Origin of the sequence: Variovorax boronicumulans (assembly GCF_019352895.1) — a bacterium.
In the GTDB taxonomy this organism is placed as follows: domain Bacteria; phylum Pseudomonadota; class Gammaproteobacteria; order Burkholderiales; family Burkholderiaceae_C; genus Variovorax; species Variovorax boronicumulans_A.
This window is the reverse complement of the sequence record NZ_JAAAFX010000004.1, coordinates 2,509,216-2,529,130: the sequence shown is the minus strand read 5'-3', so window position 1 is coordinate 2,529,130 and position 19,915 is coordinate 2,509,216. Positions and strand designations below refer to the sequence as shown.

Genomic DNA, 19,915 nt, shown 5'->3' with positions numbered 1-19,915 from the left:
TGGAGGTGAACAAGGACATCGCGCCTGAGGGACGGGTGCGCCGCCTGCAGGGCATCGGTTCTTATTCTCTTTTTGTTGTAGAAAGTTTTATTTGCTATGAAACTCGGTTAAATATTGTTGACAAAAAATGATTAAAAAACATGAAGTTAGTCATGTTTTTGGGTGTCGATGAATCTTCGTTGGGCTGTTGTTGTTCTTGGGATTTTGGTTTTGAATTGAAAATTCAAATTAACAATTTCAATTCAAGAAAAGCAATTCCAGCCCCAGGCGCTCGCCACTGCGCACCCGGCCGATCCCATGCCGCAGATGGACCGCGTAAATCCCCTTGCTGCCCACCTGGGGCCGCTGCGCCACGGCAATCACCGCGACATCGCCCCGGCGCAGCGACACAACCAGGGGCCGCGACTGCATGCGCGGGCGCTGCTCGGTCATCACGAAGGCGCCGCCGGTGAAGTCCAGCCCGGGCTCGCCGAGCAGGGCCACGAGCTGCAGCGCGAAGCCCTGGGTCTCGGCGCCGCGGTCGTGCAGGGGCTGGTCCTCGCCGGCCCGCAGGCGGCTCAGGCTTGCCTGCGCCGCTTGAAAGACGCCCGGCGTGCCGGCGTGGCGCGGCGGCCGTCCCAGGGTGTCGTTCCAGCGCGCCGAGATCGGCGCGAGCCGCGGATGGAAGGCCCGCTGCAGCTCGGCGACCCCAGCGGGCCAGCCCGTGCCCGTCGCCAGCGCGCGGATCTGCGCCTCGCCGAGCATCGCGGGGATCACCACGAAGCCTTCCTGGTCGAGCCGGGCTCCGAGGCGGGCCCAGTCCAGCCGGGCGAGCGCTGCGTCGAAGCCCACGCTCAGGCCGCCTCGCGCGCGAGCAGTGCGCGCTTGCGCTCCACGCCCCAGCGGTAGCCCGACAGCGCGCCGTCGGTGCGCACCACGCGGTGGCAGGGGATCGCGACCGCCAGGTGGTTGGCACCGCAGGCCTGGGCCACGGCGCGCACCGCCTTCGGCTGGCCGATGCGCGCCGCGAGTTGCGCATAGCTCACGGTGGCGCCGGGCGGGATCTCGCGCAGCGCCTGCCACACGCGCTCCTGGAAGGCCGTGCCCTGCACGTCCAGCGGCAGGTCCAGGCCCAGCGAGGGCGCCTCGACGAAGCCCACGACCTGCGCCACGAGCTGTTCGAAGTCGCCATCGGCACCGATCAGCTCCGCCTTGGGAAACTGGTCCTGCAGCTCGCGCACGAGCCGGTCGGGGTCGTCGCCCAGCAGGATCGCGCAGATGCCGCGCGGGCTTTGCGCGACCAGGATCGCGCCCAGCGCGCATTGCCCGACCGCGAAGCGGATCTGCAGGTTCGGGCCGCCTGCGAGGTAGTCGCGCGCCTGCATGCCCAGCAGGTCGTCGGCGGCCGCGTAGAAGCGGCTGTTGGAGTTGAAGCCCGCGCCGTAGATCGCGTCGGTGACGGTGGCGCCGTGCTCGGCCAGTTCGGCGCGCAGCCGGCGCCCGCGGAAGGCCGAGGCATAGGCCTTGGGCGTGAGCCCGGTCTGGGCCTTGAACACGCGGTGGAAGTGGTGCGGGCTCAGGCCGACCTCGGCGGCGAGCGCATCGAGCGGGGGCGGCGATTCCGAACGCTCGATCAGCCGGCAGGCCTGGGCGACGGTGGCGGCGCGCTGCGCGGCCAGTGCGCTGCGGTCGCCCGCGGCGCGCTGGCTGCCACGGTAGCCCGCGGCCTCGGCCGCCTGCGCGGTGTCGAAGAACACGGTGTTCTCGCGCTTCGGCAGGCGAGCCGAGGCGCTGGGCCGGCAGTACACGCCGGTGGTGCGCACGGCATAGACGAAGTGGCCGTCGGCGCGCGCGTCACGGGCCTGGACGGCGGCCCAGCGCTGGTTGTCGTCCAGATAGGCGGGCGTGGCGGCGTCGGGGTGCTTGAGGATGGCATTCATGGCGGTGCTCCAGGTGAGATCCCAGTGTCGGGCGGACTTCGATCGCAAGCACTCCGCTTCTTGCGTTCGAACTGGCGTGCCCCGCTCAGCCTGCCTGGCGGAAGGTGAGGTTGATGCGCTGCAGGCCGAGCAGCGGGTGCGCATCGCCCTGGAGCGGCATCACGCCGTGGTAGCGCAGACGGTCCGAGCCGCCCCAGACCACCACGTCGCCGTGCTGCAGCGCGACCTTCTGCGTGGGCTGCGCGCGCTCGAGTCCGCCGAACAGGAAGCGCGCCGCCATGCCCAGCGACACCGACACGATGGGCGCGCCGTAGTCCTGCTCGTCCTTGTCCTGGTGCAGGGTCAGCCGCGCGCCGGGTTCGTAGCGGTTGACCAGGCAGGCGTCGGGCCGGAAGCCGACGAAGCCCGCGGCCTCGGCAGCGTCCTGTGCCAGCCGCGACAGCAGCTCGGGCATCGCGGGCCAGGGCCGACCGGTGAGCGGGTCGACGGCCGCGTAGCGGTAGCCGCGACGGTCGGTGGTCCAGCCCAGCGCGCCGCAGTTGGTCAGCGCCACCGACATGGTGAAGCCGCCCGGCGTGACCATGCGCCGAAACGGCGACACCGCTGCGATCGCGTCGATGCAGGGCAGCAGGGCGTCGACCTGCGGCCGCGCGAAGGCCCGCAGCACCACGGCCTGCGGGCCCAGGGGCTGGTCGGGCAGCGGGGCCTCGTCGTCGAAGAGCGCGAGCGTGTGCATCACAGGGCGTCGTGGAAGATCAGGCCCACAGTGTGCCGCTGGCCGCCATGGACCCGGCTCACGCCGTGGCGCATGGCCAGCCTGCGCGTGCGGCCACTGGGGCCTGTCTCGGGGCGCTGGTTGACCGTGAAGACCACCGCGTCGCCTTGCGTCAGTGGCACCACGTCGGCGCGTTGATGGCCCGTGCGGCTTTCGGTCACCACGAACTCGCCGCCGGTGAAATCGTCACCGGGCCGCGACAGCAGGATCGCGACCTGCAACGGGAAGACATGCTCGCCGTAGAGGTCCTGGTGCAGGCAGTTGTGGTCGCCTTCGCGATACCACAGGATCAGCGGCGTCGGCCGGCGCTGCCCGGCGCGGTGGCAGCGATCGAGGAATTCGGCGAGCGTGGCGGGGTAGCGCACATCGAGGCCCAGCTGCGCGTTCCAGCGGTTCGCGATCGGCACCAGCCGCGGGTAGAGCGCATGCCGCAGTCGTTCCAGCAGCGGCGGCAGCGGGTAGGCGAAGTACCTGTACTCGCCACGGCCGAAGCCATGGCGCGCCATCACGACGGTCGATCGGTAGAGGCTTTCGTCCATGTAACGGCCGGCCAGTTGCCGGCACTGGTCGGGCGTGAGCAAGCGCGGCAACAGCGCATGGCCTTCGGCATCGAGCGCCGACGCAAGGGCGGCGTCTTCGGGCGTGTCGGGCGATGGCGTGAAGAGGTCGTGCATGGCCGACCCAGTCTAGGCCGGTGCCCTGCCGCGCGGCACTCCGAAGCTTGCGCCCGAATTCCTCGCCCGCGCTTCAGGCCACCTCTTCCTCGGGCAGCGGGAACAGCCGCCGCCGGTAGCGCGCCGAGGCCAGCCGCGCGCCGCAGGTCGGCGAGCACCAGATGCGGTCGCCGCGCCGCGAACGGTCGAGGAACATCACGGGGCAGGTCGGGCTCGCGCATTCCTTGATGCGGCTGCGCGCCTCGCTCGAGAACAGTGCGATCGCGTCGCGCGCCAGCAGGGCCAGCACATGGGCGTTCGACACCTCGGCCAGCGGCTCGAGCGCGGTGCCGGTGCCGTCGAGCAGGCGCGGCAGCGGTGTGTGGCAGGCCCAGGCATTGATCTGCGTGATGGCGTCGTGTTGCGGCGCGCGTTGGCCGCGGATGGCCTGCGCCGTCTCGTAGATCGCGGCGCGCAGCACGCGCATGTCGGCCAGGCCCTCTTCGCCCACCGGCAGTTGCGGCACGGGTAGCTTCATCTTGCGCAGCCAGCTGTGCCAGAGGCCTTCGTTGCGCACACGCTCGTAGCGCCGGCCGGTCCATTCGCCCAGCGTCTCGACCAGCAGCAGGCAGGGCACGCCCGCACGGAACTTGAAGGAGAAGTCGCTGGCCTTGAGCGGGCGCACGGCGACGTGCGCGCGCGGCGTCGCCTCGGGGGTGTGGGGTCTGCGTCCGCTTTGCACGCGGGGCAGTTTAGGAGCGTTGCCGGTCCCGGTCCGCGTCGGAGATCGCATATGGATATCTGTTTTCCTTCCTTGGTCGACTCAGGGTCGACCCTTAGATTCGTCATTGGTATGACCCATGACGACGAACCTCATGCGGCCCTCGTGGCCGCGCAACCTCTTCACGGAACGGCCCGCGCATGACTGACGAAAGTGCAGCGTTGCAGGCCGAACGCATTGCAGGCGAACGCGCCTCCCGGCCCAGGTCGAGCGTGTGGGTGGCCCTGGCCGGTCTGCGCAGCTGGCTGTCGATCGTGGTGTTCCTGCTCGCCTGGTATGCCGCGTCCGCGGCCGGCTGGCTCAACCCGCGCACGCTGCCCGGCCCCGATCGCCTGCTCGCCACCGCGTGGACCATGGTGCTGGACGGCTCGCTGCCCCATGCGCTGCTCGTGAGCCTGTCGCGCGTGGTGCAGGGTGCGTTGCTGGGCCTGGCCGTGGGGCTGGCGACCGGCGTGTTCGCGGGTTTCTCGCGGCTGGGCGAGGACCTCGTCGACAAGCCCATGCAGATGCTGCGCACCATCCCCTTCACGGCGCTGGTGCCGCTGTTCATCCTCTGGTTCGGTATCGACGAAACGCCCAAGGTGCTGCTGGTGGCCTTCGGCGTCGCGGTGCCGATGTACATCAACACCTTCGGCGGCATCCGCAATGTCGACGCCAAGCTGGTCGAGGTGGCGCGGGTCGCGCGCATGGGCCGCTTCGCGATCGCGCTGCAGGTGCTGCTGCCCGCGGCCCTGCCCAGCCTGCTGGTGGGCCTGCGCTTCGCGCTCGGCCTGGCCTGGGTGGCGGTGATCATCGCGGAGACCGTCGGCGCCGACTCCGGCATCGGCTTCCTGCTGACCAATGCGCGCCAGTTCGTGCGCACCGACATCATGCTGGTCTGCGTGGCGGTCTATGCGCTGCTGGGCCTGGCGACCGACTACGGCGTGCGCCTGCTCGAGCGCCTTCTTCTCTCCTGGCGCCGTGTCTACACGGGCTGAAGCCAGCGTCCTTTCCCTCTCTCCCTTGCATGCCATGTCCCTGATCGTCGGCGCCCATCCGCAGAACCCTTCGCTGTCCATCCTCGCCCGCCGGCCTGCCTTGCGCGCCTCGCTCAAGGCGCAGGGTATCGACTTCTTCATCCACGGCGCGGGCGCGCAGACCATCCCGCTGATGGAACTCGACGTGCTGCAGCTCATGGGCACGGGCGCGACGCCGCCGATCCTGGCCAAGGCGCGTGAGCTGCCGGTGGTGGTGTTCGGCATGTCCGGCCCGCGCGCCGAGCGCGGCGGCGTGGTGGTGCGCGCCGACTCGGACCTGCACAGCCTCGCCGACCTGAAAGGCCGCGGCATCGCGCTGATGCCGGTCTCGTGGCACACGCAGTTCCTGGCGGCAGAGTTGCACGCCGCGGGCATCGACTGGCGCGAGGTCAATGCGGTCGAGCTGCTGCCCGCGACCGCCAAGGACGCCTTCGAGGCCGGCCTGCTCGACGCCATCGTCGCGACCGATCCGCTGCTGTCGAAGATCGAATCCACGGTGCCGGTGCGCGTGCTGGCCCAGCCCGGCAGCAGCTTCTCGAACCGCTCGGTGTATTGGGCGCGGCAATCCACGGTGGCCGCGCACCCGCAGGCCGTGCAGGCGCTGGTCGATGCCATCGCCGAGTCCGACCGGCTCACCGAGTCCGACCCGCAGGCCGCTGCGCAGCTGCTCGAGGGCGTGAACGGCAACACGGCCGCGCAATGGCTGCCTTCGCTGCGCTCGCGCCCCTGGGGCATCGAAGTGCCCGACGCCGCCTTCGCGGCCGAGCAGCAATCGCATGCGGACATCTTCGCGCGCTTCGGCCTCATCCCTTCGCCGCTCGACGTGAGCGACACCGTGACCGCCGCCTTCCCGGCCGGCCGCACGCACTGACTCAAAGGAATCGATCATGGAAGTTCTCTGGTACCTCACCGGCCCCGACGGCCGCTACCCCTGGCGCGCCGACGGCGCCCGCGCGCTCACCTATCCCTACTTCCAGCAGCTCGCGCGTGCGGTCGACCATCTCGGCTACACCGGCGCCCTGCTGGCCACGGGCTCGCACGACGCCTGGGTGCAGGGCGCGTCGCTGATCCCCTACACCGACAACTTCCAGCACCTGATCGCGGCCCATCCGCCGCTGCTGTCGCCGGTGCTGCTGGGCAAGATGATCAACACCTTCGACCAGTTCTCGAAGGGCCGGCTGCGCGTCAACATCGTGAACGGCGACGCCAAGCTGATGGCGCAGTACGGCGTGCACCTGAGCCACGACGAACGCTATGCCTACACCGACGAGTACCTCACGGTGCTGACGGCGCTGCTGCGCGGCGAGACCGTGACCTTCAAGGGCAAGTACATCCACGTGGTCGATGCCGGCATCCCGCTGCCGCCGTACCGTCAGCCCGCGCCGCTGTGGTTCGGCGGCTCCTCGCCGGCCGCGCACGAGGTGGCGGCCAAGCACATCGACACCTACCTCTCGTGGGGCGAGACGCCGCAGCAGGCCGAAGAGAAGATCCGCGAAGTGCGCGCGCTCGCGGCCAAACACGGTCGGGCCGACAAGATCCGCTTCGGCATCCGCCTCTACGTGATCGTGCGCGAGACCGAGGCCAAGGCCTGGGAAGCGGCCACCGACCTGTACGAGCACATGGACGAGCGCTCCATCGCCGGTGCGCAGTCGTACGTGGCCGGCATCGATTCGATCGGCCAGCAGCGCATGTCCGCGCTGCACGGCGGGCGCAAGCCGCGCGACCTGCGCGAGCTCGAGATCGCGCCCAACCTCTGGTCGGGCATCGGCCTGGTGCGCCACGGCCCCGGCACCGCGCTGGTCGGCAGCCCCGAGCAGGTGCTCGCGCGCATCCAGGACTACCGCGATGCCGGCATCGAGGTGCTGATCGTCTCCGGCATGCCGCTGCTCGAAGAGGCCTACCGCTTCGCCGAACTGGTGCTGCCCCATCTGCCCGTCGACCGTGCGGTCGACCCGGGCGTCACCTCCGCCTGGACCAAAGAAAGGGATACGGCATGGAAAAAGCAAGCATGAAATCTTCGGACCTGAACAACAGCGGCCGCCGCGCAGCGCTGGGCCTGATCGGCGGCGGCGTGCTCGCCACGCTGCTCGCGGCCTGCTCGCGCGAGTCCACGCCGGCGCCTGCCGCAGCGGGCGCGGCACCTGCGGCCGCACCGGCTGCTGCCAAGGTCGCGCGCATCGCGCCGCTGCAGGCCTTCAACTTTCTCACGCTGGCGCAGTTGAGCGGCGGCATCGAAACCTCGGTCAAGGCTGCGGGCGGTGCGGTCGTGTGGAAGCCGCCGTTCCCGGCCTACGTGCCCACGGCCGAGGCCCTGCGCGGCGGCGCGATCGACATCGGCAGCGGCAGCGCGACCTCCTTCCTCGCGGCCTCGACGGCCGACAAGGACCTGGTGGTGTTCGCGGCCGAGAAGAGCTCGGGCAAGGACCAGGGCATCGTCGCGACCGGCGCCAGCGGCATCCGCACGGTGGCCGACCTGGTCGGCAAGAAGATCGCGGTCAACAAGGGCGGCACCGGCGAGTACCTGCTGCGGCTCGCGCTGGCGCGCCACGACATCCCGGTCGAGAAGGTGACCGTGGTCTACCTGGGCCCGACCGATGCCTCGACCGCCTTCGCGCAGGGCCATGTCGACGCCTGGGCCGTGTGGGAGCAGTTCTTCGCGGCCGGCCAGGCCGAGCCCGGTGCGCGCGTGGTGGTCTACGGTGGCGACATCGGCTCGCTCAACCGCAACGTGCACGTCACGACGCGCGCCTTCGCGCAGGCCAACCCGGACCTGGTGAAAGCCGTGTACGAGGCGCTGCGCAAGGAGGCCGAGGCCGTGCAGGCCACGCCCGGCCGCGTGGCCGATCTCAACGAGAAGCAGGGCGTGCCCAAGGCGGTCGCGGACATCATCCGCCAGGTGCCGCCCTCGACCGTGGTGCCGGCCGACGATGCGTTGCTGCGCGAGTTCCAGGAGATCGCCGACTTCTATGCGAAGTACGGCCTGTCGGCGCAGCCGATCGAGGTCAAGGGGAGCACCCTCGATGTCGCCGCCCTCTGACCGCGACGACCGCCGGGTGCAGCTGCGTGGGCTGACGCGCCGCTTCGGCGACGCGCCGCCGGTGCTGCACAACCTGTCGCTGGACATTGCGCCGGGCCAGTTCGTGGCGCTGCTGGGGCGCAGCGGTTCGGGCAAGTCCACGCTGCTGCGCGTGCTCGCGGGCCTCGACGGCGGCCAGGAGGCCGAGCGGCTGCAGGTGCCCGGCTCGGTGTCGGTGGCCTTCCAGGAACCGCGGCTCTTTCCATGGCTGCGCGTCTGGCGCAACGTGGTGCTCAACCTCGGCGGCGACGACCGCCGGGCGCAGGGCCTGGCGGCGCTGGCCGAGGTCGGCCTCGCCGACAAGGCCGAGGCCTGGCCGCAGACGCTGTCGGGCGGGCAGGCGCAGCGCGTGTCGCTGGCCCGCGCACTGGCCCGCGAACCGTCGCTGCTGCTGCTCGACGAGCCTTTCGGCGCGCTAGATGCACTGACCCGGCTCACGATGCAGCGCCTGGTGCTCGACCTCTGGCAGCGTCACCAGCCGACCGTGCTGCTGGTGACCCACGACGTCGACGAGGCCCTGTTGCTGGCCGACCGCATCCTGGTGCTCGACCAGGGCCACATCGTGTCGGACCTGGCGCTGGACATCACGCGGCCGCGGCGCATGTCGGACCCGGGGCTCGAGGCGCACAAGGTCGATCTGTTGCAACTGCTGGGCGTGGAAGTCGACGCCTGAGCCGCCCATCCGGGCGGCTGCGCTAATCCGACCAGGCGTCCGCCAGGATCGTGCGGCGCGCGTCGTCGGGGTCCGGGTGCAGCCAGGCGCCGCCCAGTTCGCTGGTGCGGGTGTAGGTCCCGCCGTTGCCCTCGTCGGCCATGGGCTCGCACAGGCCCTCGACCACCACGGTGGTGCCCGCGCGCGACAGGCAGCGCGCCTTGATGTAGGCGCCGAGCAGGGCGGCCACTTCGGCATGGGGCGCGTCCAGCACGTACTGGGTGTCGCCGTGCGCCCACGATTCGCTCAGGCGCAGCGCCAGCACCGGGATGCCGCGCAGGGTCGCGGCGCCGGGCCGCAGCGTGGCCACGGATTCGGTGCTCGCGTCCGGCTCCTTGTCGACGCCGGCCATCGGCGTGCACTGCATCGTGATCGTGCGCACCAGCCCGCGCCAGGGCGCCGGCAGTTCCGCAGGCCGGCGCGCGCGTACCGCGCGGCAGCCCCGGCCGCTGGCCTTGTCGGCGCCGTGCACCCAGCTTGGCGGATCCATGCCGGCGAGTTCGACCGGTGCTGCGCCCGCCGCGGCCACGGACGCGATGCCGCCGAGGGCGGCCAGGCAGGCGAGGGAGATCCAGAGGCGATGGAGCGGCTGCATGCGCCACAGCATACGGCGGCCGGCGGCAAGCGTCGTGGCAGTGGGTGTGCAGACGAGGCATTTCGTCTACTTGCGCGCCATTGCTGCAGTGCGGTAACGTTATGTAACATTTTTACCAACGCCGATGATGACGATCACCAAACGCCGCGCGCTCGAAACCATGGCCCTTGCCCTTTGTGCGCCCGGCGTCTGGGCCCAGGGCAGCACGCGCGCCGCCGCCGCGCCGTCGCCCGGCGGCTGGCCGAGCAAGCCGGTGCGCCTGCTGGTGGGTTTCCCCGCCGGTGCCTCGCCGGACCTGGCGGCCCGCGCCATCGCCGAGCCGCTGTCGCGCCTGCTCGGCCAGCCCGTGACCGTGGAGAACAAGCCCGGCGACAGCGGCAATATCGCCGCCAACCTGGTGGCCAAGGCGCAGGACGATCACACCATCGGCGCGCTGATCAACGGCAACCTCACGATCGCCCGGCTGCTCAATCCGAAGACGCCCTTCGATCCGGAGAAGGATTTCGCGCCGGTCAGCCTGATCGGCACGGCCCCGCTGGTGCTGGCGGCGAGCGCGCAGGCGGTGGGCGCCAATCCGGTAGAACTGCTGCTGTGGGCACGCAACCTCAACGACAAGGGCCGCTATGGCACGCCCGGGGCCGGCACGGTCGGGCACCTGGGCATGGAACTGATCAAGAGCCGCAGCGGCATCCTGGCCACGCACGTGCCCTTCAACGGCAACCCGCAGGTCATCGCCGCCATGCTGGCCGGCGAGATCCAGCTGGCGCTGCTGCCGCCGGGGCTGGTCAAGCCGCACATCCAGTCGGGCAAGCTCAAGGCCATCGGGGTCACCTCGGCGGTACGCAGCCCGCTGTACGAGGAGCTGCCCACCTTGCGCGATGCCAACGTGCACGGCGCCGATCTGGAGATCTGGACGGCCATCGCCGCACCCGCGGGCATGCCGGCCGCGGCGGTCGCGAAGCTCAATGCCGCGCTGTCGGAGGTGGTGCGCGCGCCCGAGGTGCAGCAGACCCTGCTGAAGGCCGGCTGGCAGGCGCAGTCGGGCACGCCCAAGGCGCTGAGCTACCGCATGCGCCAGGACACCTCGCTGCTCGGCGGCGTGATCCTGATGCGCGGCATCAAGACGGACGCCTAACGCGACGCTGCGGAGCGCCGCCGGTGCTTGACCCGGTACATCGCGGCATCGGCCAGCTTGAGCGCATCGTTCACGTTGTGGGTCTTGGGGTCGACCGCGACCACGCCCACGCTGGCGCCGCCGTAGGAGATGGTGCGCTCGCGCAGCGCGATCTCGCCGGTGCTGGCCAGGCTCAGGCGCGCTTCGAGCGCCCGCACCGCCGCATCCGCTGCGGGGCCGCGCACCGGGCCCGGGCCGACCACCACGAACTCGTCGCCGCCCAGGCGCGCCAGCGTGTCGCCCGCGCGCAGGGTCGTGTTCAGCCGGCTGGCGATGGCGCGCAGGAAGTCGTCGCCGCAGTCGTGGCCGTAGCTGTCGTTGATGGCCTTGAAGTCGTCGAGGTCGACGAAGCCGACCAGCACGGTGGTGTCGTTGCGTGCGCCGCGGGCGAGCAACCGGCCCAGCTCGTCGACCAGCATGCGGCGGTTGGGCAGGCCGGTCAGCGTGTCGGTCAGCGTGCTGGTCACCAGCTGCGCGTTGGCGATCCGCAGCTGCGTGAGCAGCCGCTCGCGCTCCATGTGCTGGCCGATCAGGCGCGAGAACAGCTGCAGCACATGCTGCGCGTTGGGCGGCAGCGGCAACCGGGCCGAGCTCGCGGCGCACAGCGTGCCGTAGAGATCGCCGTCGGCCCGCACCGGGGTGCTGACATAGGTGCGAATGCCCAGCTGGCGGGCCGCATCCGAGTCGCCCCAGCATCCGGCCACGTCGTCGGTGTAGGGCCGTCCCTCGTCGAGCGTGCGCTTGCACAGCGTGTCCTCCCAGGGCACCGACAGGCCCTCGGGAATCTGGAGCTGCTTGGTGTTGCGCGCGATCACGATCTGCTGCACCCCGGCCTGCAGGTCGATGGCGGTCAGGTAGGTCGATTCGCAGCCTGTGACGGCTTCGAGCATCTCGAGCATGGGGCGCGCCAGTTCTTCCAGCGTCTGGGCCGACGAAACCGATTCGGAGAGCTGAACGATCAATGAATCCATGACCTATTGTGTCTTGTGTCACGGTCGCTGCGACCGAAGGGTGCGGAGCGCTTGCGTCCGATCAAAGATGTTTCGTTTGTCCCATTCGATTTGCATTCAGAATCACGCCCTGACAGCTCCCGCTTCGACGGAGCGCCAGAGGAAAGCGACTCTCATGACCTGGTCTTTTCACGATCCCCATGCAGACCCTGTCATGGCGTGGATCCCCGATGCGGCGTGGCCGTCACGGAGGTCGTCATGCATGTGATGATCGCCAACAACTCCCCGATCCCGGTGTTTGCCTATGGCGGTACGGAGCGCGTGATCTGGGACCTGGGGCGCAAGCTGGTCGAGATGGGCCATCAGGTCACCTACCTGGTCCCCGAGGGTTCGCGCTGCGACTTCGCGCGGCTGCTGCCGATCCGTCCCGAGCGGCCCTGGCACGAACAGGTGCCCGACGATGTCGACCTGGTGCATTTCCAGTTCGACCCGCGCCTGGCTTCCGACGATGCGCTGGGCAAGCCCTTCCTGTTCACCGAGCACGGCAACAGCCACCGACCGCGCGCGCTGCCGCGCAACACGGTCTTCCTGACGCGCAACCATGCGGCGCGCTATGGTTCCACGGAGTTCGTCTACAACGGGCTCGATTGGTCCGCCTACGGGCCGGTCGACTTCGATCGGCCGCGCCGCTATGCGCACTTCCTGGGCAAGGGCGCCTGGGGCGTCAAGAACCTCAAAGGCGCGATCCGCGTGGCGCGGCTGGCCGGCGTCGAGCTCGAGGTGCTGGGCGGCGAGCGCTTCAACTTCCGGCGCGGCATCCGCATGACCTTCTCGCGCCGCGTGCACTTTCACGGCATGGTGGGCGGCCAGCAGAAATGCGAACTGCTCAACGGTTCGCGCGGCATGGTGTTCCCGGTGCGCTGGCACGAGCCCTTCGGCCTCGCGGTGATCGAGAGCCTCTACTTCGGCTGCCCGGTGTTCTCCACGCCCTACGGCTCGCTGCCGGAACTGGTGCCGCAGGACTGCGGCGTGCTCGCGGCCGATGCGCCCACGCTGGCCGAGGCGCTGCAATCGCGCCGCTTCGACGCCCGCGCCTGCCATGCGCACGTGGTGCAGCACTTCAGCTCGGATGCCATGGCGCGCGGCTACCTGCGCTGCTACGAGCGCGTGGTGGCCGGGGAACTGCTCAATGCCGTGCCGCCAGCCATCCAGGACACTGCGCGGTCGCTGCCCTGGCGCGGCTGACGGGCAGAAGACGCGCTACAGACCGTCGGGCTGCTGCGTGCGGATCGACGTGTGGTCGCGCCGCTCGTTGAGCTTGCCGACCACGGTGTCCAGGGCACGCCGGGCCTTGGCTTCGGCGCCCCTGAAAGCCTCGTCCATGCTCGATGCCTGGTGCGTCACGGCCACCGGCGGCAGATGCGTCACATGGGCCTCGATCACGCAGCGCTTGTCGTCCGCGCCGCCCTTGGCGCCGCTGTTCTCGTCGGAGAGATGGACCTCGATGCGGCGCACGTCGTTCGAGAAGCGGCCCAGGGTGCGGCGAATCTCGCCGTCGGCCCAGCTCTCCAGTGTTTCCTTGTTGTCCATGCCGTTGCCGGTGTTGATGTGGATTTCCATGCGGATCTGTGCTCCATGTTCGGCGCTGCCCTTCGGCAGCGAGGCCACGCGCCGCAGCTGAGAGCGCGGCGGCGGTTCGAAGTCACAGCATGGCGCCACCGGCGGCGCCGCGGCGTAGGCCAAGGGAGCCTCTTGCCGCTTGCGGCGCTGGCGGATCAGAAGGCCGGGATCAACGCGCCGTTGAACTTGGTCTCGATGAACTGGCGCACCTCGGCCGACTGGTAGGCCGCGACCAGCTTCTTCGCCCACGGCGCGTCCTTGTCGGCGCGGCGCACCGCGATCAGGTTGGCATAGGGGCTCTTGGCCGATTCCTTGAGCACCGCGTCCTTGTTGAAGGACAGGCCCGACTTCTCGGCGTAGTCGTTGTTGATCGAGGCGATCGTCAGGTCGTCGAGCGAGCGCGGCAGCTGTGCGGCGTCGAGCGCCACCAGCTTGAGCTTCTTGGGATTCGTCACCACGTCCAGCGGCGTGGCCGTGTTGTTCTTCACGGCCTCGGGCTTGAGCGTGATCAGGCCCGCGGCCTGCAGCAGCAGCAGCGAGCGGTTGCCGTTGGACGGGTCGTTCTGGATGCCGACCGAGGCACCGTCGGGCAGCGCGTCGATGCTCTTGAGCTTGCGCGAGTAGAAGCCCAGCGGCGCCGTCACCGTCAGGCCGGCCGACACCAGGTCGAAGCCGCGCGACTTGATCTGGTTGTCGAGGAAGGGCTGGTGCTGGAAGGCGTTGGCGTCCAGGTCGCCCGCCGATAGCGCGGCGTTGGGCAGCTGGTAGTCGTTGAACACGACGACATCGATGGTCAGGCCGTCGCGCGCGGCGACCTTCTTCACCACCTCGAAGATCTGTTCGGCGTTGCCGACCGAGATGCCGACCTTGATGCGGGACTTGTCCTGGGCGTGCACCGGCGCACTCGTGGCGAAGGCGGCGGCGAGCACGGTGGCGGACAGGGCGGCGAGGGCGCCACGACGGCGAAGGGCGGAGAGCAGCATGGCGACGAAAGGAATGAAGAGAAGAGGGGGGCGACTGTGCCCGTGCCGCGCCCTTTCGCGAACGAACAAATCCTCATGTCTATATGCCCGCGCCCCGCGCGGCCGGCCTCGATCAGGCGCCGCGAGGCGGCGCGACCGGTGCATGCAGCGCCATCAGTTCGACGATCCAGTCGATGAACACGCGCAGCTTGGCGCTCACGTGCCGGCTCGGCGGGAACGCCAGGTACAGCGGCATGGGATCCAGCTGCCAGTCGGTGAACAGCGGCACCAGTTCGCCGCGCGCCACCTGCGGTCGGGCCATGTAGTCCGGCAGCCAGAGGATGCCGAGGCCGGCCAGGCCGGCTTCGAGGTAGGCATTGCCATCGTCGAATGCGAACGCGTGGCGGCCCTGCACTTCGATGCGCTCGCCGGCGCGATGCATGGCGTACGGGAAGGTCTTGCCGTTGCGTGCCCACCGGAAGCCCACGATGCGATGGTGCGTATCTTCCAGCGCCTGCGGGCGCGCGGGCGTGCCCTCGCGTTCGAGGTAGCCTGGTGCCGCGTAGACGCCGAGTTGGAGGTCGCCCACGCGGCGCGCGATCAGCGAAACATCGGTGATCTCGCCGCCGCGCACCACGCAGTCGACGTTCTCGCCGATCAGGTCGACCGGGCGGTCGCTCACGCCCATGTCGATCTGGATGTCGGGGTAGCGCGCATGGAAGGCGGCCAGGGCGGGCACCAGGATCATCCGGGCCAGCGGGCTTGGCACGTCGACCCGCAGCCGCCCCCGGGGTGCGGCCACGGCGCTGGACAGGCTGGTCTCGGCGTCGTCCATGTCGGCCAGCAGGCGCACCACGCGCTCGTAGTAGGCCGCGCCGTCGGCCGTTACGTTGACCTTGCGCGTGGTCCGGTGGAGCAGCTTCACGCGCAACCGCGCCTCGAGCTGCTGCACCAGCTGCGTCACGGTGGTCTTGCTCAGGTGAAGGGTCTTGGCGGCCTGGGTGAAGCTGCGTGTTTCCACAACCCGGGCGAAGGCCTGCATCGCGTCAATACGGTCCATCGTGGTGTCCGCGCCTTGGAAGATTGTTTGGATTCTGCAAACAGTGATTGTCGATCTGGCCTGTTTATCTGTGCGACCCGGATCCCTAAAGTCCCTTCATTGCTCTTCTGCACGCATTCCACACAAGGCTCACCATGACTTCACGCGACGTCGTCTTCCCGCCCGGGCGCCAAGCGCTCTACGAAAAGAACCGCTATTCGCCGGCCATCCGTTCCAACGGCTTCCTGTTCGTCTCGGGCCAGGTCGGCAGCCGCCCCGACGGCTCGCCCGAACCCGAACTCGAGGCGCAGGTGCGGCGCGCCTTCGACAACCTGAACGCGGTGCTCGGAGCGGCCGGCTGCAGCTTCGACGACGTGGTCGACGTCACGGTCTTCGTGGTCGACCCCGAAGCGAACTTCGAGACCATCTGGAAGGTCGTGCCCGAGTACTGGGGCCAGGCGCCGCACCCCACGCTGACGGGCGTGGGCGTGACCTGGCTCTACGGCTTCCAGTTCGAGATCAAGGTGATCGCGAAGCTGCCCGAACCGGCCCGGGCGGACTGAGCCGGCGCGGAGATTCCACGGGGACGGAGAATCCCCGCATGCCCCACGCCGTCTCCCTACTGCGCGCCACTCGTCTCGCGGGCAGCACCAAACCCTTTCTGTCCCGTGGCGGCTTCAAGCGCGAGCGCTGCGCCGGCTGCCGGCTGCTGCCCAGCCATTGCCTCTGCGCGCTGCGCCCGTCGATGGACACGCGCGCCGGCGTGTGCCTGTTGATGTCGTACATCGAGCCGCTCAAGCCCACCAACACCGGCTGGCTGATCGCCGACGTGGTGGCCGACACCTTCGCCTTCGGCTGGGCCCGCACCGAGGTCGATCCCGCGCTGCTGGCGCTGATGGCCGATCCGCGGTGGCAGCCCTACGTGGTGTTCCCGGGCCAGTACGCCGAACCCGAGCGCGTGGTGCACCAGGTGGACCCCGCGCTGGCCGCGGCCGGCAAGCGCCCGCTGTTCATCCTGCTCGACGGCACCTGGTCCGAGGCGCGCAAGATGTTCAGCCGCAGCCCGTACCTGAACGGATTGCCCGTGCTGAGCCTGCAACCCGACCAGGCCACGCAGTACCGGCTGCGCCGCTCCGGCCGCGACGATCACCTCTGCACCAGCGAGGTGGCCGCGCTGTGCATGGACCTGGCCGGCGAACACGCCGTCGCGCGGACGCTGGACGCCTACCTGCCGCTGTTCACCGAGCACTACCTGCTGGCCAAGAACCAGCAGCCGGTGGTCTGGGACAGCCCTGCGCACCAGCGCCTGCAAGCGCTTCGTGCCGGGGGCGAAACGCGCATTCCGGCCGTGCCTGGACCGCCTTATACGGAATCCGAATAAGCAGATCGCGATTCAGTCGTTCCATCCGGTGTGGTTCATTTGCCATACTCGCGTCCTTTTCTTCTGTCCGATGGCCGCGTGGCCCCCGGCGATTCCGTCGCGATGACCCTTTCTTCGACCGATGCGGCACAGGCGCCGCCCCTGAAACCTCCGGTGATCCGTCTCCAGGGGGTGCAGAAATCCTTCGCCCTGCCCAGCGGCGAGGTGTTCGATGCCGTGCGTGCGCTCACGCTCGACATTCCCGAGGGCGAGATCTTCGGCCTGATCGGCAAGAGCGGCGCCGGCAAGTCCACGCTGCTGCGGCTCATCAACCTGCTCGAGCGGCCCGATGCCGGCCAGGTGCTCGTCGGTGGCCGCGACCTCACGACGCTCTCGCGCCGCGAGCTGCGCGACACGCGCCAGAACCTCGGCATGATCTTCCAGCAGTTCAACCTGCTGCAGAACGCCAGCGTGTTCGACAACGTCGCCTTCCCGCTCAAGATCCACGGCCGCCACTCGCGTGCCGAGATCGACGCCCGCGTGCGCGAATGCCTCGCGCTGGTCGGCCTGTCCGAGAAGATCGACACCTACCCCGCCCAGCTGTCCGGCGGCCAGAAGCAGCGCGTGGCCATCGCCCGCGCGCTGGCACCGCGCCCGCAGGTGCTGCTGTGCGACGAGCCCACCTCGGCGCTCGACAGCGAGACCACGCGCTCGCTGCTCGAGACGCTGCGCGACATCAACGCCAAGATCGGCGTGACCATCGTGATCGTCACGCACGAACTCTCGGTGGTCGAGGTGCTGTGCCGCCGCGTCGCCATCCTCGAGAAGGGCCAGCTGATCGAGCAGTTCGCGGTTGACGAGGCGCCGCAGGCCGAGCGCCTGACCGCGCTGGGCCGCGAGATCGATGCCCTGGTGCGCCGTCGCGAACGCGATGCGCGCGAAGCCGCCAACACCCCCCTGTCGGCTGCCGCCGCGCCCCGAGGACTCGCCCATGCCTGAGAACATTGCCGCCATCCTGCCCGAGCTCTGGCTCGCCGCGGGCCAGACCTTCCTGATGCTGGGCATCGGCCTGACCGCCGCGGTGCTGATCGGCGGCCCGCTGGGCATCCTGCTGTTCCTGCTGGGCCCGGGCCAGTCGCTGGACAACAAGCCGGCCTTCCTGATCCTGAACTGGATCGTGAACACCGTGCGTTCCTTCCCCTTCATCATCCTGCTGGTCGCGCTGGTGCCCTTCACGCGGATCATCGCGGGCACCTCCATCGGCCCGCTCGCGGCCGCGGTGCCGCTGTCGGTGGCGGCCATCCCGTACTTCGCGCGCCTGGTCGATCAGTGCCTGCGCGAGGTGCCGCGCGGCGTGATCGAGGCCGCCCATGCGATGGGCGCCTCGGAACTGCAGATCGTCTGGCGCGTGCTGGTGGTCGAGGCCCGTTCGGGCCTGGTGCTGGCGCTCACCGTGCTGTCGGTCAGCTTCCTGTCCTACTCGGCCATCGCCGGCGTGGTGGGCGGCGGCGGCATCGGCGACCTGGCGATCCGCTACGGCTACTACCGCTTCCAGACCGACGTGATGGTCTTCACCGTCGTGCTGCTGGTGGTGCTGGTGCAGATCCTGCAATTCGTGGGCAACACCATGGCCCGCCGCCTCGACAAGCGCTAAAGGCAGCAGGAATCTGCTGCGCGACCCGATCTCGCATCTGCGGTCCTCACCGCACGCGAGTGCGGCTCCGGTCCTCGATGCAAGCTCGGGCCGCTCGCGGCGATTCCTCCAAGCCTTTGGTCCCCTCGTTTTTTCCTCAGTGTCTTGAATCCATGAAAACCTCTGCCCTGCGCCGCTCCTTCCTCGCCCTGTCCATCGCGGCCCTCGCCTTCGGCGGCCTCACGCTCGACGCCCAGGCGCAAGCCGCCAAGAAGAACCTGGTGATCGGCGGCACCGCCGGTTCGAACATCGACCAGCTCAAGCTGGGCATCGTGCCGATCCTGGAGAAGAAGGGCTACACGGTGAAGCTGGTCGAATTCAACGACTACGTGCAGCCCAACCTGGCGCTGGCCCAGGGCTCGCTCGACGCCAACTTCTTCCAGCACCTGGTCTACCTGAAGAAGTTCGCGGCCGACCAGAAGCTCGACATCGTCGAACTGGTGCAGGGCCCGATCGCGCCGCTGGGCGTGTACTCGAACAACCGCAAGAGCCTGACCGAAGCCAAGGACGGCGACCGCGTCACGCTGCCGAACGACCCGAGCAACCTGGCGCGCGCGCTGGTGCTGCTGGAGCAGAACAAGCTGATCACGCTCAAGACCGGCATCGACCCGATCCGCGCGTCGGAGAAGGACATCGACCAGAACCCGCGCAAGCTCAAGTTCATCCCGCTCGAAGCCGCGCAACTGCCGCGTTCGATCGGCGACACCGAGTTCGCCATCATCAACGGCAACTTCGCGATCTCGTCGGGCCTGAAGCTCACCGAAGCCGTGGCGCTCGAGAAGACCCCCGACCACTACCTGAACGTGGTGGCCGTCAAGCGTGCCGACAAGGACACCGCCTGGGCCAAGGACATCGCCGACGCCTACCGCTCGAAGGAATACAAGGCAGTGGTCGACAGCAAGTTCCAGGGCTACGCCAAGCCCAGCTTCCTGCAGTAAGCCGAAGCCATGGCCGCGCTGGTCTGCTTCGACGCCGAGGGCCACTGGCAGGACACGCTGGTGTGCGACCACCTGATCGGCCGCTCGCTGGCGCAGGCCGGCGTGGCCTGGGGCCGCTGGCCGGTGCGCGAGGTCGACGGCAGCGATGCCGCGGCGGTGCGCGCGGCCTACGGCCAGGAGATCGAGGAGATCGCCGCGCTGCCGGGCCGTTTCGAGGTGCAGAGCGCTGACCGCGTGCGCGTGGCGCCCGGGCAGCCGGGCTGGCCCGCGCTGCGCGCGCAGTTCCTCACCGAACACACCCACGCCGACGCGGAGATCCGCTTCTTCCTCGAAGGTGCGGGCCTGTTCTATGTGCGCAGCGGCGAGGGCTACGTCGGCCTGTTGTGCGAGGCCGGCGACTGGGTCGCGCTGCCGGCCGGCACCACGCACGCCTTCGACGCCGGCACCGAGCCGGACTTCGATGCGCTGCGGCTGTTCGCCGACCCCCAGGGCTGGGTCGCGCAGCCCACGGGCCATGCGCTGCCCGCGGCGTTGCCGCTGTTCGATGACTTCGTCGAGCGGCTGCTCGAGATGACCGGGCACGAAGCGGAAGTCGGTTGAGGCCGGGCGCCGCTGGCGCCTAAAGACGTTTCGAGCATAAGCAAGCAACGAT

General features: G+C 69.4%; 24 protein-coding genes. 14 read left to right on the top strand and 10 right to left on the bottom strand.

The features are described from left to right. Positions 1-5 precede the first annotated feature (5 nt). Positions 6-131, top strand: a complete 126-nt coding sequence (locus K0H49_RS30585; protein WP_257624693.1) for a hypothetical protein — start codon at positions 6-8, stop codon at positions 129-131. 106 nt (positions 132-237) lie between these two features. On the opposite strand, the gene K0H49_RS13430 is transcribed toward K0H49_RS30585, so the two are convergent. The 5 genes from K0H49_RS13430 to K0H49_RS13410 form a co-directional block, all read right to left on the bottom strand. Continuing rightward, the gene (locus K0H49_RS13430; protein ID WP_374122345.1) at positions 238-831 is read right to left on the bottom strand and encodes a 2OG-Fe(II) oxygenase; all 594 of its coding nucleotides are present in this window, start codon (positions 829-831) and stop codon (positions 238-240) included. A gap of 2 nt (positions 832-833) precedes the next feature. After that, positions 834-1,919 (bottom strand): bifunctional DNA-binding transcriptional regulator/O6-methylguanine-DNA methyltransferase Ada, encoded by a 1,086-nt coding sequence (ada, locus tag K0H49_RS13425; RefSeq protein WP_219212839.1) that lies wholly within the window; start codon positions 1,917-1,919, stop codon positions 834-836. An 85-nt stretch (positions 1,920-2,004) separates the two neighbouring features. Next, a complete protein-coding gene (gene alkB, locus K0H49_RS13420; protein ID WP_219212837.1) occupies positions 2,005-2,655 on the bottom strand; it encodes a DNA oxidative demethylase AlkB in 651 nt (216 codons plus the stop codon). After that, positions 2,655-3,368: a 2OG-Fe(II) oxygenase gene (locus K0H49_RS13415; RefSeq protein ID WP_219212835.1), complete on the bottom strand. Its 714-nt coding sequence runs from the start codon at positions 3,366-3,368 to the stop codon at positions 2,655-2,657. Before K0H49_RS13415 ends, alkB begins: the two co-directional genes overlap by 1 nt. A 73-nt stretch (positions 3,369-3,441) precedes the next feature. Next, entirely contained in the window at positions 3,442-4,089 is a 648-nt protein-coding gene (locus K0H49_RS13410) for a CGNR zinc finger domain-containing protein (RefSeq protein WP_219212833.1), read from the bottom strand. Between the two features lie 179 nt (positions 4,090-4,268). Here K0H49_RS13410 and K0H49_RS13405 point away from each other — a divergent pair, with 179 nt between their 5' ends. Genes K0H49_RS13405 through K0H49_RS13385 form a run of 5 tightly spaced genes read left to right on the top strand, consistent with a single transcriptional unit; the run spans position 4,269 to position 8,893 of the window. Then, complete coding sequence (locus tag K0H49_RS13405) at positions 4,269-5,105, top strand: ABC transporter permease (RefSeq protein WP_219212829.1); 837 nt, start codon at positions 4,269-4,271, stop codon at positions 5,103-5,105. Positions 5,106-5,139: 34 nt separating this feature from the next. Further along, positions 5,140-6,015 carry an ABC transporter substrate-binding protein gene (locus K0H49_RS13400; RefSeq protein WP_219212826.1) on the top strand — a complete coding sequence of 292 codons (876 nt, stop codon included), beginning with the start codon at positions 5,140-5,142 and terminating at the stop codon, positions 6,013-6,015. Positions 6,016-6,031: 16 nt separating this feature from the next. Next, a complete protein-coding gene (locus K0H49_RS13395) occupies positions 6,032-7,156 on the top strand; it encodes an LLM class flavin-dependent oxidoreductase (RefSeq protein WP_219212824.1) in 1,125 nt (374 codons plus the stop codon). Next, on the top strand, positions 7,153-8,181 hold the full coding sequence (locus K0H49_RS13390; RefSeq protein WP_219212822.1) for an ABC transporter substrate-binding protein: 1,029 nt from the start codon (positions 7,153-7,155) through the stop codon (positions 8,179-8,181). Before K0H49_RS13395 ends, K0H49_RS13390 begins: the two co-directional genes overlap by 4 nt. Further along, on the top strand, positions 8,165-8,893 hold the full coding sequence (locus K0H49_RS13385; protein ID WP_219212821.1) for an ABC transporter ATP-binding protein: 729 nt from the start codon (positions 8,165-8,167) through the stop codon (positions 8,891-8,893). The genes K0H49_RS13390 and K0H49_RS13385 overlap by 17 nt, the downstream gene beginning before the upstream one ends. Positions 8,894-8,915: 22 nt before the next feature. On the opposite strand, the gene K0H49_RS13380 is transcribed toward K0H49_RS13385, so the two are convergent. Then, positions 8,916-9,527, bottom strand: coding sequence for a hypothetical protein (locus K0H49_RS13380; RefSeq protein ID WP_219212819.1), 612 nt, complete (start codon positions 9,525-9,527; stop codon positions 8,916-8,918). Positions 9,528-9,654: 127 nt separating this feature from the next. Between K0H49_RS13380 and K0H49_RS13375 the strand changes: the two genes are divergently transcribed. After that, complete coding sequence (locus K0H49_RS13375) at positions 9,655-10,662, top strand: Bug family tripartite tricarboxylate transporter substrate binding protein (RefSeq protein ID WP_219213315.1); 1,008 nt, start codon at positions 9,655-9,657, stop codon at positions 10,660-10,662. Here the strand turns inward: K0H49_RS13375 and K0H49_RS13370 are convergent. Further along, positions 10,659-11,672: a sensor domain-containing diguanylate cyclase gene (locus K0H49_RS13370; protein WP_219212817.1), complete on the bottom strand. Its 1,014-nt coding sequence runs from the start codon at positions 11,670-11,672 to the stop codon at positions 10,659-10,661. The genes K0H49_RS13375 and K0H49_RS13370 overlap by 4 nt on opposite strands. A gap of 237 nt (positions 11,673-11,909) precedes the next feature. Between K0H49_RS13370 and K0H49_RS13365 the strand changes: the two genes are divergently transcribed. Continuing rightward, positions 11,910-12,896, top strand: a complete 987-nt coding sequence (locus K0H49_RS13365) for a glycosyltransferase (protein ID WP_219212815.1) — start codon at positions 11,910-11,912, stop codon at positions 12,894-12,896. A gap of 15 nt (positions 12,897-12,911) precedes the next feature. On the opposite strand, the gene K0H49_RS13360 is transcribed toward K0H49_RS13365, so the two are convergent. The 3 genes from K0H49_RS13360 to K0H49_RS13350 form a co-directional block, all read right to left on the bottom strand. Next, positions 12,912-13,394 (bottom strand): HPF/RaiA family ribosome-associated protein, encoded by a 483-nt coding sequence (locus K0H49_RS13360; protein ID WP_257624691.1) that lies wholly within the window; start codon positions 13,392-13,394, stop codon positions 12,912-12,914. A 32-nt stretch (positions 13,395-13,426) separates the two neighbouring features. Beyond that, the gene (locus K0H49_RS13355; RefSeq protein ID WP_219212813.1) at positions 13,427-14,254 is read right to left on the bottom strand and encodes a MetQ/NlpA family ABC transporter substrate-binding protein; all 828 of its coding nucleotides are present in this window, start codon (positions 14,252-14,254) and stop codon (positions 13,427-13,429) included. 112 nt (positions 14,255-14,366) lie between these two features. Continuing rightward, positions 14,367-15,293, bottom strand: coding sequence for a LysR family transcriptional regulator (locus K0H49_RS13350; RefSeq protein WP_219212811.1), 927 nt, complete (start codon positions 15,291-15,293; stop codon positions 14,367-14,369). A 134-nt stretch (positions 15,294-15,427) separates the two neighbouring features. Here K0H49_RS13350 and K0H49_RS13345 point away from each other — a divergent pair, with 134 nt between their 5' ends. The 6 genes from K0H49_RS13345 to K0H49_RS13320 all read left to right on the top strand — a co-directional run bounded on the left by K0H49_RS13345 (position 15,428) and on the right by K0H49_RS13320 (position 19,863). Beyond that, positions 15,428-15,835, top strand: coding sequence for a Rid family hydrolase (locus K0H49_RS13345; protein WP_219212810.1), 408 nt, complete (start codon positions 15,428-15,430; stop codon positions 15,833-15,835). Positions 15,836-15,873: 38 nt separating this feature from the next. Then, positions 15,874-16,653: a tRNA-uridine aminocarboxypropyltransferase gene (locus tag K0H49_RS13340; protein WP_219212807.1), complete on the top strand. Its 780-nt coding sequence runs from the start codon at positions 15,874-15,876 to the stop codon at positions 16,651-16,653. Positions 16,654-16,755: 102 nt separating this feature from the next. Beyond that, entirely contained in the window at positions 16,756-17,631 is an 876-nt protein-coding gene (locus K0H49_RS13335; protein ID WP_219212806.1) for a methionine ABC transporter ATP-binding protein, read from the top strand. Further along, positions 17,624-18,286, top strand: a complete 663-nt coding sequence (locus tag K0H49_RS13330; RefSeq protein ID WP_219212804.1) for a methionine ABC transporter permease — start codon at positions 17,624-17,626, stop codon at positions 18,284-18,286. Before K0H49_RS13335 ends, K0H49_RS13330 begins: the two co-directional genes overlap by 8 nt. A 152-nt stretch (positions 18,287-18,438) precedes the next feature. Further along, positions 18,439-19,263, top strand: a complete 825-nt coding sequence (locus tag K0H49_RS13325) for a MetQ/NlpA family ABC transporter substrate-binding protein (RefSeq protein ID WP_219212802.1) — start codon at positions 18,439-18,441, stop codon at positions 19,261-19,263. 9 nt (positions 19,264-19,272) lie between these two features. Next, positions 19,273-19,863 (top strand): hypothetical protein, encoded by a 591-nt coding sequence (locus K0H49_RS13320; RefSeq protein WP_219212800.1) that lies wholly within the window; start codon positions 19,273-19,275, stop codon positions 19,861-19,863. Positions 19,864-19,915 lie beyond the last annotated feature (52 nt).